This is a genomic window from Algibacter agarivorans (assembly GCF_039543245.1).
In the GTDB taxonomy this organism is placed as follows: domain Bacteria; phylum Bacteroidota; class Bacteroidia; order Flavobacteriales; family Flavobacteriaceae; genus Algibacter_G; species Algibacter_G agarivorans.
Genome location: NZ_BAABJJ010000011.1, coordinates 89,922 through 106,703, shown reverse-complemented (window position 1 = coordinate 106,703; position 16,782 = coordinate 89,922). Strand labels below are relative to the sequence as shown.

The following is a 16,782-nucleotide window of genomic DNA, read 5'->3' as shown; positions in this document are numbered from 1 at the left end:
ACCGAAATTAATTCAACACAGATTCTCCCCTTAAAAAAGGCTAGAAATTATTAAGGTTGATTTTAATGATTATAGGTTTTTAAAATTCGGCGATTTGCGGCTGTGTTCTCTCGATGAGTTACACCCATATAATCCCCCAAGGGGATATTCCTCCAATTAATTCCCGAAATTATATCGGATGGTAAATCCTGACCTGATAGTGGTTTGCGGAAATGCTGTTGATATCGCATAATCAGAGAACGTATAATCAAAATAAAAGATTCCCGTTAAATTCTTGCTAAACGCATAATCTGCTGAATATTTTAAACCCCAGATGGTTTGCCCCGAAGTAATCTGATTATTCTCTAAATCTAAATATCGGATGATGGTTTTGTTATCTCTAACAGACACATCGGCCTTCATATTTAAATCACTTACAATACGTTTTTTAGGCCCTGCTAACTTAGAACGTATGCGTAAATCTTTAATTCTATACCCCAAGCCAATAATGTATTCGTTTCCTTGAACTTCGGTCATTAAATTATTATCAAAACTAAGCGACAACATTCTGTCTTTTTTAATTTCAGCCAGGATTTTAACCGAGTTCTTCATTTCAAAATCAAGTCTTACTAATGGGCTAAACATTTCTGTTAAGTTAATATTACTGAATAGTCGCCCGTTTTTAAAATTACCTGATTGATCTAGAGCTTCTTGTGGTTGGCCAGCATAAGGTGTTCCTTGGATAGGTGCTTGATTAGCACTTTCATCTAAATTCAAATTCAAATTTGTACTAAACTGATTAATGGTATAGGTTGAACGGTACCCATGAGTTAATGAAAAACGTTTGAAACGCTTTTTAAACCATTTGAATTTCATGAAACCGGTATACTTTAAATCCCAGTTAGGAATTGGGACATCTCTAAAAGCACTGGTTTTTACTTTATTGGCATCTTGTCCAGAATATGCCGCCAAGAATGCTGGTAACAGTACCTTTTGATTATTTTTTCCAAACCCTAGCGGATAACCTTCTGCATCTCTAGCATAAGTTGAATTGCCATAGAATTTTTCGGCAAGCCTATCTGCTATTTTTAATCTGTTTGCTCTAAATTCATCAAAAGCCTCAGAGGTTATTTCATCACTTTGACTGAATGCCGTTTTTATTAAAACTGTTGATATATTGAAATTCCCAAAGGTATTTGCCGTTAACGAATTGTAATCACCATCAGTAACTCTATAATTTTCTGTGTAATTTTCATAGTAGGCCCTATTACCTACAAGATCTATTTTTAAATCTCTTACAGGTTCTAAACTTGCTGACACATCTAATTGTTTGGTATTGGTTGACGTATATTGTTGATTAAATTCTTGGAATGTTGTTAACCAACCTCTTCTTGCCGCTAAATATCTAACATCGCTTTGACTACCAAACGTAAACCCAACGGTTGGTTTTAAAGTTCCTATAAAACCTGGAGTCTGTAAATAGCCCGGTAAAAATATCCCGTTGTTTTCAGAATAATTAGCCTGAATTCTTTTTACACTTGTTAAAATGTCGACGCCTGCATTTAATAATTTAGTAACCGATTTATTTTTTGATTTTGGTGGTTTAGTATCTTTTTGTTTTGCTCCCGGAGGTGCACCACCAGGCGTCGATCTTTTTCTAACCGTTCTAATTGGTTTTTTAACCAAGCCTATGTATTTATAAAAGCGTTTCATATCCAAAGACGCATTGATATTATGCACGTTTGAGTTTTGAACCGTATTTCCTAAATTAACATTTTTACTTACAATACTACCATCTGGTTGAGTTTCTTCAACTTCTAAATTCCCAAATAAATCTGAACCTTTTTGCCATTGAAAACTCCCTGTATATTGATACGTAGCGTCAATAAAACTAAAAGTCGGAATTTTATTTATTGGTAATTGATAAGTCACCCCCAAATTTTGAGTTTGCCTATTTGGATCTCCAACATCTAGTAAACCATCCCACACATCTAATTCGTTATCTTGTTCTCCAGCTATTAAATCGTTGTCAACAAAATAATTCCGAACAATGTTATTATTAGCTGCCGTAAAGTTAAATTGTAGCGACTTCGTTAAATTATAATTAATGGCGTATTGAAAATCGAAGGTGTAATTTCTTCTAAACAACTCCTCTATACCAATATTAGAGCCTCCTAAATCTATTTCTCTAAATTTTTGCCTGTTGAATTGCCTATTAATATCTGTATTAATTGTAAAACTTGTAGGCATTAAATTCAAATTGAACTCTTTTAAAATTTTCCAATATTTCCCGGTAAATAGCGAATCATTTTTCTTGAACGGCTCAATAGTAACGGGGTTGAAATTATGTGCATAATTAGCACCGACACGTAATGTTTTATTAACTGAGTTTTCAATTTCAAAGTCTCTATGCTCTACTTTATTATATGAATAGTTGAACGTTACATTTTCTACATCATAAAAACGTGGTTTTGCATCTGTAGTTCTGGTTTTTCTAACACCTATAAAATTGATGCTTTGTCGTTTGGTATAATCTTCAGATTGCTCTTTAATCCGATCTCTATCGGCAGTTGTTTCTGCTGCTGATAGTCTCGAGTCTAAAGTTAAATCTTTATAAAACTGGTCGTATTTAGGCGTAATTAGCTCTTCACTTTGTCCGTAATTAAAAGGCACTTGAACTCCCCATTTTTTTGGTAATAATTGCCCAACATTTATATTGGTTACGACATCATATTGCTTTACATCCTCTAAACTACGCTGGCTAGGGCCTTGTTCTAGTGAGCCAAATCCAGACGTACTTTGTCTTCCTGTAGCGCTGATATTCATAAAATCTGCAATATTTGTATCCACACTTAATACAGCTGCCCAACCGCCCTCGTTATCTAAATCTGATAAACGCAACTCATTAAACCAAACCTTTGAACAAACATTAGACGTATGTGCATTTTTAACACCCACCATCAGGGTCCTAACGTCTCCAAAATTCGGATTCCCTTTTATAGCTACACGATGCTGACCTGTTACATATCCTGCAAATTGATTACTGACTTCAACAATACCGCCATTGACAACATCATAAAATCTTGGATCATTATTTGGCAAAGGCCCATCTGAAATGGCTTGAGCTTTTATTTGCCCTAAAACATCTAATGATAAATTAATTTCATTTTCAGTTGGCCATACATCAGATTCATTGGCAGAGTTTTTTGGTGATTTTAATAAAGGGATTTCAATTTGATAATAGTTTTCTGTAAGATCATTACCCATTCTAATAAAACCGATTAACCCTTCACTATCTGGAAAACCTACACCATCTTCCTCTGCGTGAATAAACATTCTTAAACGTTTATACTGACGCATATCTATACTGATGTTTTTAAATGCTCCACGAGAATCTTCAGATTCTAAATCGCAAACATTAGCGACTAATGATTGTTCGTTTTGGCGTACTACCGTATTATTGTTAAATAACTCTTCTGGCACCACGCTAGGTGGACTAACATAAGTTCCATCATCACCATTTTCAATGGTTCCTATAATACCTAAAGAAAACTCAGTATCATCATTATCATTGTTAGTTTCTTCATCTAATGTCTGCTTATAGCGTCTCCAATCACTTCTAACTAAATCTAATGTACCAAAACGAAATACCGTTGGGTCCACAAATTCTTTTAAATATATACGGGCAAAACGAATCGATCTAAAATCGGCTATATTTCCAACAGATTTAGCTATTTCGCTTTCAACAGGGATTCTAAATAAATACCATTTAGGATTTACCGTTTCTCCATTTGGCAATACTCTTGTATTTCTGCCCGTTACTTCTTCAACGTTTTTCGTGTCAACAATAAATTCATTATTGATGTTTAATGTAGACGGTGTAATTTCTAATTCATATTCAAAATAACTATCAATCGTGTTCATGGTATTATCACGATTAATATCTTCTACATCGGGTTGTGTATTGGCACCTCTATCGGTATTTGAAAAACTATCAGGTGTATTTCCTTCTACACCATTGTACTTTTTATAACGCTCAAAAATATCTCCTTCTGCATTTAAGAAGTATGTGTAATTATCGTTAGCTGGATCTGGCAATACACCAAAATTACCAGGTAAAGTATCAGCAAAACCCTTCTCTTCTGCATCATTATACCCATCATATCCAACATCCTGATTGATACGCTCATCACCAGTACTATCAAACGCATAAATTAAAGATTGATTTTGAGGCACTACAGTACCCCAATCTGTTTTTTGTAGCAAACTAATGTTCCCATCCTTAGGCAGGCCGTTTTCATATAGTTTTCTGCCATCCCTAATAATATCTTCTGATATATTTCCTAAATTAAAAACAAGTTTTCCTCCTGTATTACTTTGATTTTCTTGAAAAGGATCTTGTAACCAAAACTCAATATATTCTACATTTTGTTGTTCAAAATCTGTAGAGGTTAATTGTCTTGTGATACCTGCCCAACTTTCATCAGCTGCTTCATTAGCATCAATTCCGTCTTCAGCATCTGGATCAAAATTATACGGTCCTCTTTCTTGTGGGTAATATGCTAAATCTAATGTGAAAAGTACGGAGTTTTGTCCTTGAACTAAATCTCTATCTGGGAAAAGTTCGTTGATAAATACACGACTGGTATATAAACTAGATACATCATCATCCGATATTTCTCCTGGACGTTGGCTACTATAAAAAATAGGATCTATACTGTACCAGTTTAACAAGGCTCTATCATAACCATTTTGAATACCATTTCTATCTTCATCATCTTCTTGCCCATTTCCGTTTAAATCGAATGGTCTACTCGATAAAAACCAAGATTGCTGAGATCTTAAATCAATCGCATTTTGAGAGCCTTCAAAATCATCAACATAAGACGTTGCTTCACCATTAAAATTCGTTCCTTTTGGAGCGCCTGGTGCTAGATAAGCAAACTCACCTCTAAGTGACAAATTAGATTCTACATCGGTATCAATATTGGGTAACTTATTAGCTAATCTAGTTAAGAAAGGCACTTTAGTGGAATAATTACCATTAACACCAAAAATAGTATTGTTTATAGGCTCTGAACCATAATTCGCTTTTTGGGTAATAGGGCGTTCGTTAAGGTTTAAAAGAGTCGCTCCTAAAACAAAATTCTCATTGAATTTATGTTCTACATTTAAGCCCGTAAAACGTCTTGTTTGTTGTCCGAAAACCGCATTGTTCTCAGTAGAAACTTGAATGGGTGTGTTTGATGCTTTTAATGATTCATCTAAAATCTGAACACGTCCTAATTGATAATTAACGGTATAATCAATCCCCTCCACTAAAACACGCCCACCTGCGGTTACTCTTACCGACCCTCTAGGCACATTAAACGACCCAATTGGTATACCATCGCCTCCAGTAGATTTATAACGCCCTTTTAATTTGAATTTATTTTTTTCAACTTCTTCCAAAGCTGCTGTTTTTGTTTCCTTATATAGAATATCGTAAACATATTTTGTTTGGTCTGCATTATATGATACATCATTATCATAATCACCTCCTCCTAATACATCAAAAAGATATTCTCCAAAAGGCTCAGCACTTGTAAATATTATTTTTCCGTTTTGCGGAATCACGGTTATGCCTGGATAAAAATCAAAAAAACCATCACCTCTTGTCTGTGGATCGTTATTGAAGTTTAATTTATCTAGGTTAAATACGCGCAATAATGGTACGTTTTGTATTAAATCCTTATCATCTGTAGATCCCGATATTGGATTTCCATTAATATCAACATCAAAACTAGAACCCACGGGCGAAATAAAGTTTAATGGTGAGGCTTCGTTATAAAAAATATTAAGTTTAAAATCGTCTTGACTTAAATTATATGCCCCAGTATCGTAGATGTTTTTCATCATCAAATCCCAAATTGGTTGATTTACATTTGTGATGCTACTTTTTAATAATTTTAATATCAGGTTTGAATTTATAACATTTGTTACTTGACCTTGCGCATTAGTATCAACCTGAGTGGCATCAATACCATCATTAGCAAACTCTCCTACTTGATACACTTCTCCGCCTAAAGTATATTGAAATGCTACGGCTAAAACCTCATCATTATTTAAACGCTGATTTAAGGAAATATAACCCAGCTCTGTATTTAATGTATATTCTTGTCCGTTGATTAATTTTCTAGCATTTTCGAGTTTAGCATAATCAAACCCTTCGGTTGTATTAGGAACCTCAATACCATTTTGCACGGTAGCCACATCTCTAATGCTTTGATTTAATTGTGAATTAGGCCCAGCTCCATCAATATTTGTTGGGTCAAATGCATTATTTGGGTTATTTGGCAGAGCTCCAGGAGCCAATATATTTACGGTTGAACCTACTTTTTCACTTTCACCTAAATCTTGAAGGGCAACAATATTTCTAACATCATCGGTCCTGTTGCTTCTATTGGTCATCCAAACTTCTAATCTGGTTATTTGTAACCCACGATTATTTATAAAAGGATAGTTTTTTAAGGACGTGTCATAGGTATCTCTAAAATATTGTGCTAAAAAGAAATGCCTATTTTCGTCATAATCTCTTATAAATAATTCAAATTCTTCAAGTGTACCTCCCCCTTGTGCAACTACTGTATTTGATTGAGATTTTTGCTCAGAAAACACTCCGGTAACGGTTGTTTTCCCAAATTGTAATTGGGCTTTAACACCAAATAAACTTTGTGCGCCAGTAATTAACGAACTGTTTAAAGGCATGCTTACATTACCAACTTCAATTTTTTGGATGATATCGTCCTCGGTTGGTGTATATTCTAATTTAACAAGTTGCTGAAAATCAAAGGTAGATTGGGTGTCGTAATTTGCTGTTACTTGCAGCCTAGTCCCCACTTTACCTAATAAACTTAAGCTAATACGTTGATCAAAATCAAAAGTAAAATTACTTCTGTTTCTTGGAGAAAATGATGGATTATCTTGTTTTGAAAAAAGGACTCCCATATCCATTTCAACCGACCCTTGTGGAACGACTTCAATGGTATTACTTCCAAAAATAGTTTCAAAAAAATCTGATTTCACATAAAACTCGGGCAATAAGTTTTTTTGCCCTTCTTCTGCACCATCTTTCTTTCCATCAAAGGCATCAATTTTTTCTTTATAATAGCTTCGCAAATTTTCTTTAGCTACTAGAGCATCATACTCTTTAGGCGTTAAAATAACGGGGTAATTAATATTGAAACTTCCTATTTTTTCGGTATAAATGTACCGATTGGTTTGTGGGTCGTATGTATATTTAGACTCTACACTATTTGGGTTTGGAACCCTTATTTTACCTAAACTAAACCCTGTTTTTACTGAATCTTGAACGGGTTGTTGTGACCAAGCTACAAGTGAAAAACACAACAAAAATGCTACGAGGAGAGATTGCTTAGTTGGTTTAAATAGTTTTTGATTAGTTCGATTCAAAATATATTATAAATTTTTTAAGGCCTGTTTTATAATTGTTTCAACATCTGCGTCTGGTTGTGCCATCACAATTTTATCCACAACACGTTCAGCTTGTTTTTTCATGAACCCAAGCACTTCTAAAGCAGATAACGCTTCATCTTTATTGGTATTGCCTTTAGAAACCGAAACTTCATCAAGATCATAAATCTTCAAAATCTTATCTTTTAAATCTATGATAACACGTTGTGCTGTTTTTGCTCCAATGCCTTTTATAGATTGAATTAAAGCCACATCGCTAGAAGCAATGCCTTCTCGAACTTGTTTTGGAGTTAATGATGATAACATGGTACGTGCAATACTAGCACCTATACCGCTTACAGATATTAATAATCTAAAAATCTCGCGTTCGGCTACAGATGAAAACCCATAGAGTGTATGCGAATCTTCTTTAACCTGAAGATGCGTATATAATTTTAGATGCTCACTGTCTGGAATTTGAGAATAGGTATGCAATGAAATATTGAGCATATACCCTACACCATGGCAGTCTACAACAACATGTGTTGGATTCTTTTCAGTAAGTTTTCCTTGAATATGTGTTATCATTTAGAGCAATTCATTAACCAACCAAATGTAATAAAATTATTTTCATTACAATTGAACTCATTTACCTACTTTTTCAGGGTTTTCTAATTCCCATTTTTCTTTATGCTGAGCATCAATAACAGCTATAGCGGTCATATTTACAATTTCATCTACGCTAGCTCCCAATTGCAGAATATGTACCGGTTTTCTCATACCCATCATAATTGGCCCGATAGAATCGGCTTCATTCAACTCTTTTAATAATTTATAAGTGATATTTGCTGAATCTAAATTTGGAAAAATTAGCGCATTTACTTTTTTACCAACCAGTTTCGAAAACGGGAATTTTTCGCGAAGCATGTCATCATTTAAAGCAAAATCGGTTTGCAATTCCCCATCTACTGCCATATCTGGATGACTCCGATGCAAAATAGACACTGCTTCACGAACTTTTGATGCTCTATTATTAATTGAAGAACCAAAATTAGAATAAGACACCAAGGCTAATACTGGATTTAAACCAAACATTTTTATAACTTTAGATGTCATTTGAGTAATCTTAGCTAAAGTTTTTGAATCTGGGTCTATATTAATTGAGGTATCGCTTAAAAAAAGCGGACCTCTTTTAGTCATCATGATATTGGTTGTAGCTACTTTAGACACACCATTTGCCATACCAATAAGTTCTAGCATAGGCTTTACTACCGATGGGTAGTTACGAGAATACCCTGAAATTAATGCATCGGCATCGCCCTCATTAACCATCATGGCCGCAAAATAATTACGTTCTCGCATTAATCGTTGTGCAGAATAATACGTTACACCTCTGCGCTTACGTTGTTGCCAATATACTTTAGCGTATTTATTTTTACGATCGTTTTCTTCTTCTTCTTTAGGGTCTATGATCAGAATATCGGCATCAAATTCAATTTCTGCCATCAGCGTTTTTATAGTCTCTCTTCGCCCTAACAATATAGGAATTGCAATACCTTCCTCATAAACTATCTGTGCAGCCTTTAAAACGTCCAGCTGGTCTGACTCTGCAAAAACCACACGCTTTGGATCTAACTTAGCCCTATTTAACAACAATCTAACCAGTTTATTATCAGACCCTAAACGCTCTAACAATGCATCTGTATACTTTTCCCAATCTTTAATTGGATGTTTAGCCACACCGCTTTCCATAGCAGCTTTTGCAACTGCTGGCGGCACTTCGGCGATTAAACGTGGATCAAAAGGTTTTGGTATGATATAATCTTTACCAAATGTTAACCGAGTTTCACCATAAGCAATATTAACTTGTTCTGGCACAGGCTCTTTGGCCAATCTAGCTAAAGCTCTTACCGCTGCCATTTTCATAGCTTCGTTAATTTTGGTTGCTCGAACATCTAATGCACCTCTAAAAATAAACGGAAACCCTAATACATTATTAACTTGATTAGGATGGTCTGAACGACCTGTAGCCATAATAATGTCCTTTCGAGTAGCAACAGCAATATCGTATTTAATTTCTGGATTTGGATTAGCCATGGCAAAAACAATCGGGTCCTTAGCCATAACCAGTAACATGTCTGGAGTTACAATATCTGCCATAGAAAGACCAATAAAAACATCGGCATCTTTCATGGCTTCATCAAGTGTATCTATTTTTCTATGGGTTGAGAATTCGGCTTTTTCTGGAGTTAAATTTTCCCGGTCATCTCTTATAACACCTTTGCTGTCTAACATGACCATGTTTTCGCGCTTTGCACCACAAGCTTGATATAAACGAGAACATGAAATAGCTGCAGCACCAGCACCGCTAATTACTATTTTAACATCGCCAATTTTCTTTTTTGCAATTTCTACGGCATTTAATAAAGCTGCCGCCGAAATAATAGCTGTACCATGTTGGTCGTCGTGCATCACTGGTATATCCAGCTCTTCCTTTAAACGTCGTTCAATTTCAAAAGCTTCAGGTGCTTTAATATCTTCCAGATTAATACCTCCAAAAGTAGGCGCAATCATTTTTACCGTTTGAATGAATTCTTCAACATTTTCAGTATCTACTTCAATATCAAACACATCAATATCTGCAAAAATTTTAAACAACAAACCTTTACCTTCCATGACAGGTTTTGACGCTTCTGGCCCAATATTCCCTAAACCTAAAACGGCTGTTCCATTTGAAATTACGGCTACTAAATTTCCTTTAGCTGTGTATTTATAAGCGGTTTCCTTATCCTTTTCTATTTCTAAACAAGGGGCTGCTACTCCTGGTGAATAGGCCAAAGACAAGTCTCTTTGGGTAGCATATTTTTTTGTTGGTACAACCTTTATTTTTCCTGGAGTTGGTTTTGCATGGTATATAAGGGCCTCTCTACGTTTGCTTTCTTCGCTCATAAATGGATATGTTTAACTAAGCTAACAAAGATAATAATCCTATGAAAGCATACTGCTAATCTTTAAAAAAATTGATGTTTCTTTTTACTCTTGTCTAACAAAAGAACCAAGACCGCTGCACTGATAGCATATAGATCCAAGACTTAATTATAACTAACTGATAATCAATACAAAATAAAATTTATGTTTAAAAAAAATATTTTAGCCTAGGCTCAATCTATTGTTCGTGCTGTTTTACAAATTTAAACTAGACACTATTAATTTATTTAAAACGAGCAGATTACAATTCATATGGAACGCATTTAAGTTTTTTCATTATGTTAAAAAATTGAATCTAAATAGTATCATAATTATATAATAGTTATTTTAGATTATCATATCGCCTAGCCAAAAACATTGGTAACAAAAAAAACTCAATGAATCTTAAATGTCTTTTTTTTATGATAGTGCTCACAAACGGCATAGCGCTTTATGGACAAAAGAAAGATATTAAAAGCAATTCCATAGGGCTTTACACCAAAGCTGAAATCTACTCTAAACGAAATAAATTCGCAAAAACCATTCATAATCTCATCTTTAAATCAACAAATCTAGATTATTCAAAAAAAGACGAGCGACTTCAGGATTATTACAAAGACTTTCACAACAAACCCATCAGGCACATATTTATTGAAACATTAGACCCGTTTGGATATTCCGTATATGACACCAATAAGCGCCCAAAAAATTTACTTGGTAAAATTGGAAATTCTGTTCATATAAAATCCTATGGATTTGTTATAAAAAATTTATTGCTGTTTAAAGAAAAGCAAGCATTAGACACGCTATTAATTTATGAATCTAAACGCTTAATGCGTTCTCAAAGTTTTATACGAAGTGTAAAAATTGATGTCAAAGATATTGGTACTGCCAATGATTCTGTAGATGTGACCGTAAGGGTTTTGGATTCATGGAGCATTATCCCCAAAGGTTCGGGCTCTTCATCTGGGTTTAAATTAGCCCTTAACGAACGAAACTTTTTGGGTTTTGGCCATAAATTCAACAACAGATACTCAAAAAACTTAAATAACGGCAATTCATCACATAGTTTCGAATACTTTGTACCAACCATAAAAAACACATATATAAGCACAACAATTGCATCTCAAAAAACACCTGATGGTTTTTTTAACAAGCATTTAAATATTGAAAGAAGATTTATATCCCCCTTAACCAGATGGGCTGGAGGATTATATTTTAACGATCAGTTTAAGCAAAGTCTCTTACCAGATAACTCGCAAGAATTTACTAACCAAACGCTTAAATTTAAAACGCAAGACATTTGGATCGGACATGCTTTTAAGATTTTAAAAGAAAAATCGCTTTATGGACGCACCACTAATTTAATTGCATCACTCCGCCAAGTTCATGTGAAATATAATGAAAAACCGCAGAAAGTATTTGACTCTATCAATTACTTTTCAAACGAGCATTTTTACCTAGGACGTATTGGCATTGCTTCTAGGCAATTTGTACAGGGTAGTTATATTTTTAGAGATGGCATCATTGAAGATTTACCTATTGGTTTTTCATCTTCTATAACCAGCGGTTTTCAAAGAAAAAACCAGAAAGGCAGAAGCTATATTGGATGTCATTTTGCTATGGCCAAACATCTAAAATGGGGCTATTTCAACTTCAATTTAGGGTATGGCACTTTCTTAAGACATATGAAAACCGAACAATCTGCATTTACTTTGGAATTAAACTATTTTACAAACCTGATTAATCTTGGTAATCATTGGAAAATGCGCCAGTTTATCAAACCACAGCTCCTTTTTGGATTTAACAGACGTAATAGCATAGCCGACCGTTTGAGTTTAAATGGGAACACACCCACTTACGGTTATGATTTAAACAATTTTAGATCAAATAGACGAACTGGTATTAATGGTTTTGAAGCTGAGTTATATGGTGCAAGAAAAACCTTATTAAGTCTAAAAACACAATTTTATTCGCCTTGGAACATTATTGGGTTTAGACTGAATCCTTTTATTGATATAACTTCAGGAATTATAGGCCAAGCTAACAATACTGCTTTGAATAATAAGGTATATTCCGCTTTCAGTCTTGGTTTTGTAGTTAGAAACGACTATTTAGTATTTAGTTCTTTTCAATTATCGCTATCATATTATCCTAAAATCCCTGGCGATGGTAATAATATATTTAAAATAAATACTTTTCAAACTGAAGATTCTGGCATCCAATCTATTGGAATTGGCAAACCTTCTACCGTTTGGTACCAATAAACAATCATGCTTTTAAAACATCAAAATGTCATTGTTTTAACAACCTCATCTTCTGTATAATCTATAGTAAAGGTGTGATTTTTAAGATTTGCTTTTAGATGCGCAAATTCATTTTCGTTTACCCATTTTATATCTATCTCTCTATCCGAAGTTTCATTAATTCTAACTGTTCCAGAAAATGCTTTTGATGTATTTCTTAACTTAATTAGTTCTAGCTGATTAACAACAATAGGCTTCTCTAGTCCTTCTTCCACATCTTGCATTGTTAACGTAGTTCTATTGATTTCTTTATGACCAGCATTTCCTCCTTTGTCGGCAGCTTCATAATCATTTTTACCTGCAAAAATATCCAAGTACCATACTTGAGGCATCCCAGGCATAAACATTTGAATGGCTCTGGCTAATACTAATTTTTGTTCATCTTCACCTAATGCACTAAAGAATGTTGCATTTACTTGATAATAAGAAATCTTATTTCCCGAGGGGTCGTAAAGGTTTTTAACTCTGCCGCCTCGCTCCATAATTGTGTTCATAATGGCTTCAATCTCATTATCTTCCAGAAGCCCTTTATTATAAGTGGAATTAACGGCTTTTCCTTTTAAGTCTAGTACTGGGATACCATCATGACACCCTAACATGTTTACAGTTTTATAACCTTTGCTAATAATTTCTTTAGCCCAAGTTATAAGTGCTTTGCTATTCGCCTTTTCAAGAGTATGAACCATTAAACCTGGTAGGAAAAAATCGTAAATATTATAGCCTTCATTTGCTACCTCATCATGTAAATGCAATCCGTATTCTGCATGAATTTCTGGCAAAAGCGTTAAATCATTTTTTTTAGCTATTTGTTTTATACGCTCTAAATATTCCCAAGTGCCAGGTTTATTGAAAAAATTAGATTGCCCAATTTCTTTGTGCAAATAGGCAAAAGCATCTAATCTCAATATTTTGCAACCATAACCACTTACTTTTTGTAAGGTCTCTTCGTAAAATCTCCAAACCAATTCAGATTTAGCATTCACATCCATTTGACCTAAATACGAACGTTTTTGGTTAACGATTTTTATGATTTCATTTTTAAAATGATTGTTATCTTCAAAATTTAAAGTTGTGAAATCTTCATTTTTTTGAATAGCTGAATTGACTTTATTACAAATCAATTCAGCTTTTTCTAAAGTTAATCCCTCAACTTTAATTAAATCTTCAACACCTATTTTATTATATGTAATTTGTTGATAAAACGTGTTCCAATAAGGCTTTTCTGTACCGTCTGGAAAAAGCACTTTTAATATTGGCAATCCAGATTTTCTCATAAATAATTTATTGAGAAATTCTTCTTTAGGGATTATAACACCATCATCGCCCATGGTACCATTCCCTTCCCAAAAGGTATTCCAATTAATGAAAAAGTCTTTATATTTTGATTGGTCTCCGTGTTTTAATAAATCTTTAAATTGAGGCGATGCTACCGACAGGTGATTTAAAACAATATCAAATTTCAACTGTATGTCAAGTTTTTCTAATGCTTTTAAATCATTTTTAGAAACTAAGTCTTCATTTAGATTATAATCTATAACAGAAAACCCTCTATCTAAATCGCTATTAAAAAATGTTGGTAGCACATAAAACAACGAAAAAACATCTTTGAATTGAGGCATTTGCAACATGGTTACCATGTCACGCAAGTTTTTTCCAATGCTATCAGGATATGCGTTTAGCATAACACCGTTACTAATATTAAAATCTTTTGACATTGTTTAAAAGCTATAGAAGTTCAGATAATATATTAATGTTGTCTGGTAACCTACCTACATTTTGAAGTTTTAAAGCTGCTAATTGCAAAGCTACTTCTAAACATTTTTCAATAGGTTTCTCTTTGATATATGCAAACAAAAATCCAGACCAAAATGCATCACCAGCTCCCGTTGCATCCTGTACCACATCGATTTGAATTGCTGGCAATTGAATGACTTCTTCCCCTTTTTGAGATAACTTAACGCCTTTGCTTCCCAGAGTTAAACAAACCGTATCTACACCTTCTGCATGGAAAAAATTAAATATATCTTCGTGAGGTAACTTTTGCTCAAAAAGCCTAAGCATATCATCTTCACTAATTTTAACCAAAGGGTTAAATTTGCAGTATGCTTTAATAACCTTTAAAGCTTCTTCTTGACTACTCCATAACTTCTTAGCATAATTTACATCTATGCTTAATTTACAGCCCAGATTAAATGCTTCTTCAGCCTTTTTCAAGATGGTAGTCTGTGCAGGATTTTTGCTTAAAGCGAAACACGTTGTGTGATAAATATTTGTTTTTGAGAGTAGGTCTGATGACATCTGCTCTTCTATAATGCAAGAATCAGCTTTTCGAAAGGGAATAAAATCTGGTGTACTATCTGTTCTCGACACAAAAATAACACTTGTTGGTTTGTGATTAATTTTTTTAATGTAGTTAGTATTTACGCCAACTTCACCTAGTCTTTCAAAAATATAATCTCCAAAACCATCATCTCCAACTGTAGCTACCATTACCGATTTCAACCCTAATCTTGCCGAATTCATAGCTACATTAGCTGGAGAACCTCCTAAATACCTATGGTAATCTCTTGTATTGTTAATAAGTACTCCTGTTTGATGTCCAATGAAATCAACAAGCACCTCCCCAACGCATAAAATATCTATATCTTTTATATTTTTTTCCAAAATGGATAGTGTTTTATATCGACCTAATTGTAATTTAATTAGCTCAAACTTAATTTAAATTAATGTCCGCCACCACCTGCAATAACAATGTTTTCATTGTCCTCATCAGTTTTAGGCTCTTTAAGGCGTAACGCGAGTACTCCTGCTATGATAAAAAATATGCCTCCAAATAATATGGCATTAACCGCACTATTATCCAATAGATTTTTTACCACAGGACCAAATGTTAATGTTTGAATTCCCATGGGAATAACAATCATCATATTTAAAATCCCCATATAAACACCACGCCGCTCTTGAGGTACTATTTTAGAAACCATAGAATACGGAATGCCCATCATAGCCGCCCAACCTATACCAAATAAAATCATTGGTAAAACGACCAAAAGCGGGTCTTTAATATATGGAATGCTAAGCATGGCAATTCCTGTTAAAAACAAGCTAAACACATATACTTTTTTACCCCCATATTTTAACGCTAATGGCACTAATGCCAATGCAAAAACGATAGTAGAAACGTTATATGTGGTATTCATTTTTGCTGCTTGACTTAAAGCCTCAGAACTGTTAAAACCCATACTTTCTTTAAACATTGGCGCTATAAATTGCCAATACACAAATAAGGCATACCACTGAAAAAGATAAACAGCAGATAATTTCCACATAAATTTGGGCATATCTTTTATAGCATCAACAATTTCTTTAAAAGGTGTTTTAATTCTGTCTATTAAAGGTAACGCATTGTGCCTTTTTATTTCGTTATATTCTTCATCAGAAGGCGGAATTTCAGGGGTTTTTAAAACCGACCACAAAATGGTGGAAACCGATAATACCGCACCAATAAAGAACGAATAATATAACCACTTAGGAATACCGCTAGCCGCTTCAACTACTTCTGCAGCACCAAACCAATCTTGAAAAAGAAAAATGGAGGCATTTGCCAAAACAATACCAGCACCTACAAACAAACTTTGCATTTGATAACCAAAACTCAATTGCTTGTTAGGTAATTTATCACCTACAAAGGCACGGTAAGGTTCCATAGCCATATTATTTCCAACATCAAGAATCCATAACAAACCAACTGCAAACCAAAGCGTTGGACTAAAAGGAAACGCAAACAAACATAAACTACCTATTATTGCTCCAATAAGAAAGAAAGGTTTACGTCTTCCCCAACGTGGCGACCAAGTTTTATCTGAAATAGCGCCAATTATGGGCTGAATAATCAAACCTGTAACAGGACCTGCAAGGTTTAATAAAGGCAAATCTTCATGATGTGCTCCTAAAAATGAAAATATAGGATTAACGGCTGTTTGCTGCAAACCAAAACTGAATTGAATTCCTAAGAATCCTACATTCATATTAAAAATTTGCCAAAAGGATAAGCTTGGTTTTTTAATTTTCATCTTAA

The 16,782-nt window shown here is 34.1% G+C and carries 7 protein-coding genes; 1 reads left to right on the top strand and 6 read right to left on the bottom strand.

The annotated features are described in order from the left end of the window. Window positions 1–156 precede the first annotated feature (156 nt). From sov to ABD935_RS04320, 3 genes are read right to left on the bottom strand one after another with little or no spacing between them, the layout of a single operon-like run. Window positions 157–7,431, bottom strand: coding sequence for a T9SS outer membrane translocon Sov/SprA (gene sov / locus ABD935_RS04330; RefSeq protein ID WP_345190400.1), 7,275 nt, complete (start codon window positions 7,429–7,431; stop codon window positions 157–159). Window positions 7,432–7,437: 6 nt separating this feature from the next. After that, window positions 7,438–8,019 carry a Holliday junction branch migration protein RuvA gene (ruvA, locus tag ABD935_RS04325; protein WP_345190399.1) on the bottom strand — a complete coding sequence of 194 codons (582 nt, stop codon included), beginning with the start codon at window positions 8,017–8,019 and terminating at the stop codon, window positions 7,438–7,440. Between the two features lie 57 nt (window positions 8,020–8,076). Continuing rightward, window positions 8,077–10,380 carry an NADP-dependent malic enzyme gene (locus tag ABD935_RS04320; RefSeq protein WP_345190397.1) on the bottom strand — a complete coding sequence of 768 codons (2,304 nt, stop codon included), beginning with the start codon at window positions 10,378–10,380 and terminating at the stop codon, window positions 8,077–8,079. 440 nt (window positions 10,381–10,820) lie between these two features. Here ABD935_RS04320 and ABD935_RS04315 point away from each other — a divergent pair, with 440 nt between their 5' ends. Beyond that, on the top strand, window positions 10,821–12,665 hold the full coding sequence (locus ABD935_RS04315) for a hypothetical protein (protein WP_345190396.1): 1,845 nt from the start codon (window positions 10,821–10,823) through the stop codon (window positions 12,663–12,665). A 20-nt stretch (window positions 12,666–12,685) separates the two neighbouring features. On the opposite strand, the gene ABD935_RS04310 is transcribed toward ABD935_RS04315, so the two are convergent. The 3 genes from ABD935_RS04310 to ABD935_RS04300 are packed head-to-tail and all read right to left on the bottom strand — an operon-like array spanning window position 12,686 to window position 16,777. Then, window positions 12,686–14,419, bottom strand: a complete 1,734-nt coding sequence (locus ABD935_RS04310; protein WP_345190394.1) for an alpha-amylase family protein — start codon at window positions 14,417–14,419, stop codon at window positions 12,686–12,688. A 10-nt stretch (window positions 14,420–14,429) separates the two neighbouring features. Continuing rightward, window positions 14,430–15,368 (bottom strand): carbohydrate kinase family protein, encoded by a 939-nt coding sequence (locus ABD935_RS04305; protein ID WP_345190393.1) that lies wholly within the window; start codon window positions 15,366–15,368, stop codon window positions 14,430–14,432. A gap of 59 nt (window positions 15,369–15,427) precedes the next feature. After that, a complete protein-coding gene (locus ABD935_RS04300; RefSeq protein ID WP_345190392.1) occupies window positions 15,428–16,777 on the bottom strand; it encodes an MFS transporter in 1,350 nt (449 codons plus the stop codon). Between the last annotated feature and the right edge of the window lie 5 nt (window positions 16,778–16,782).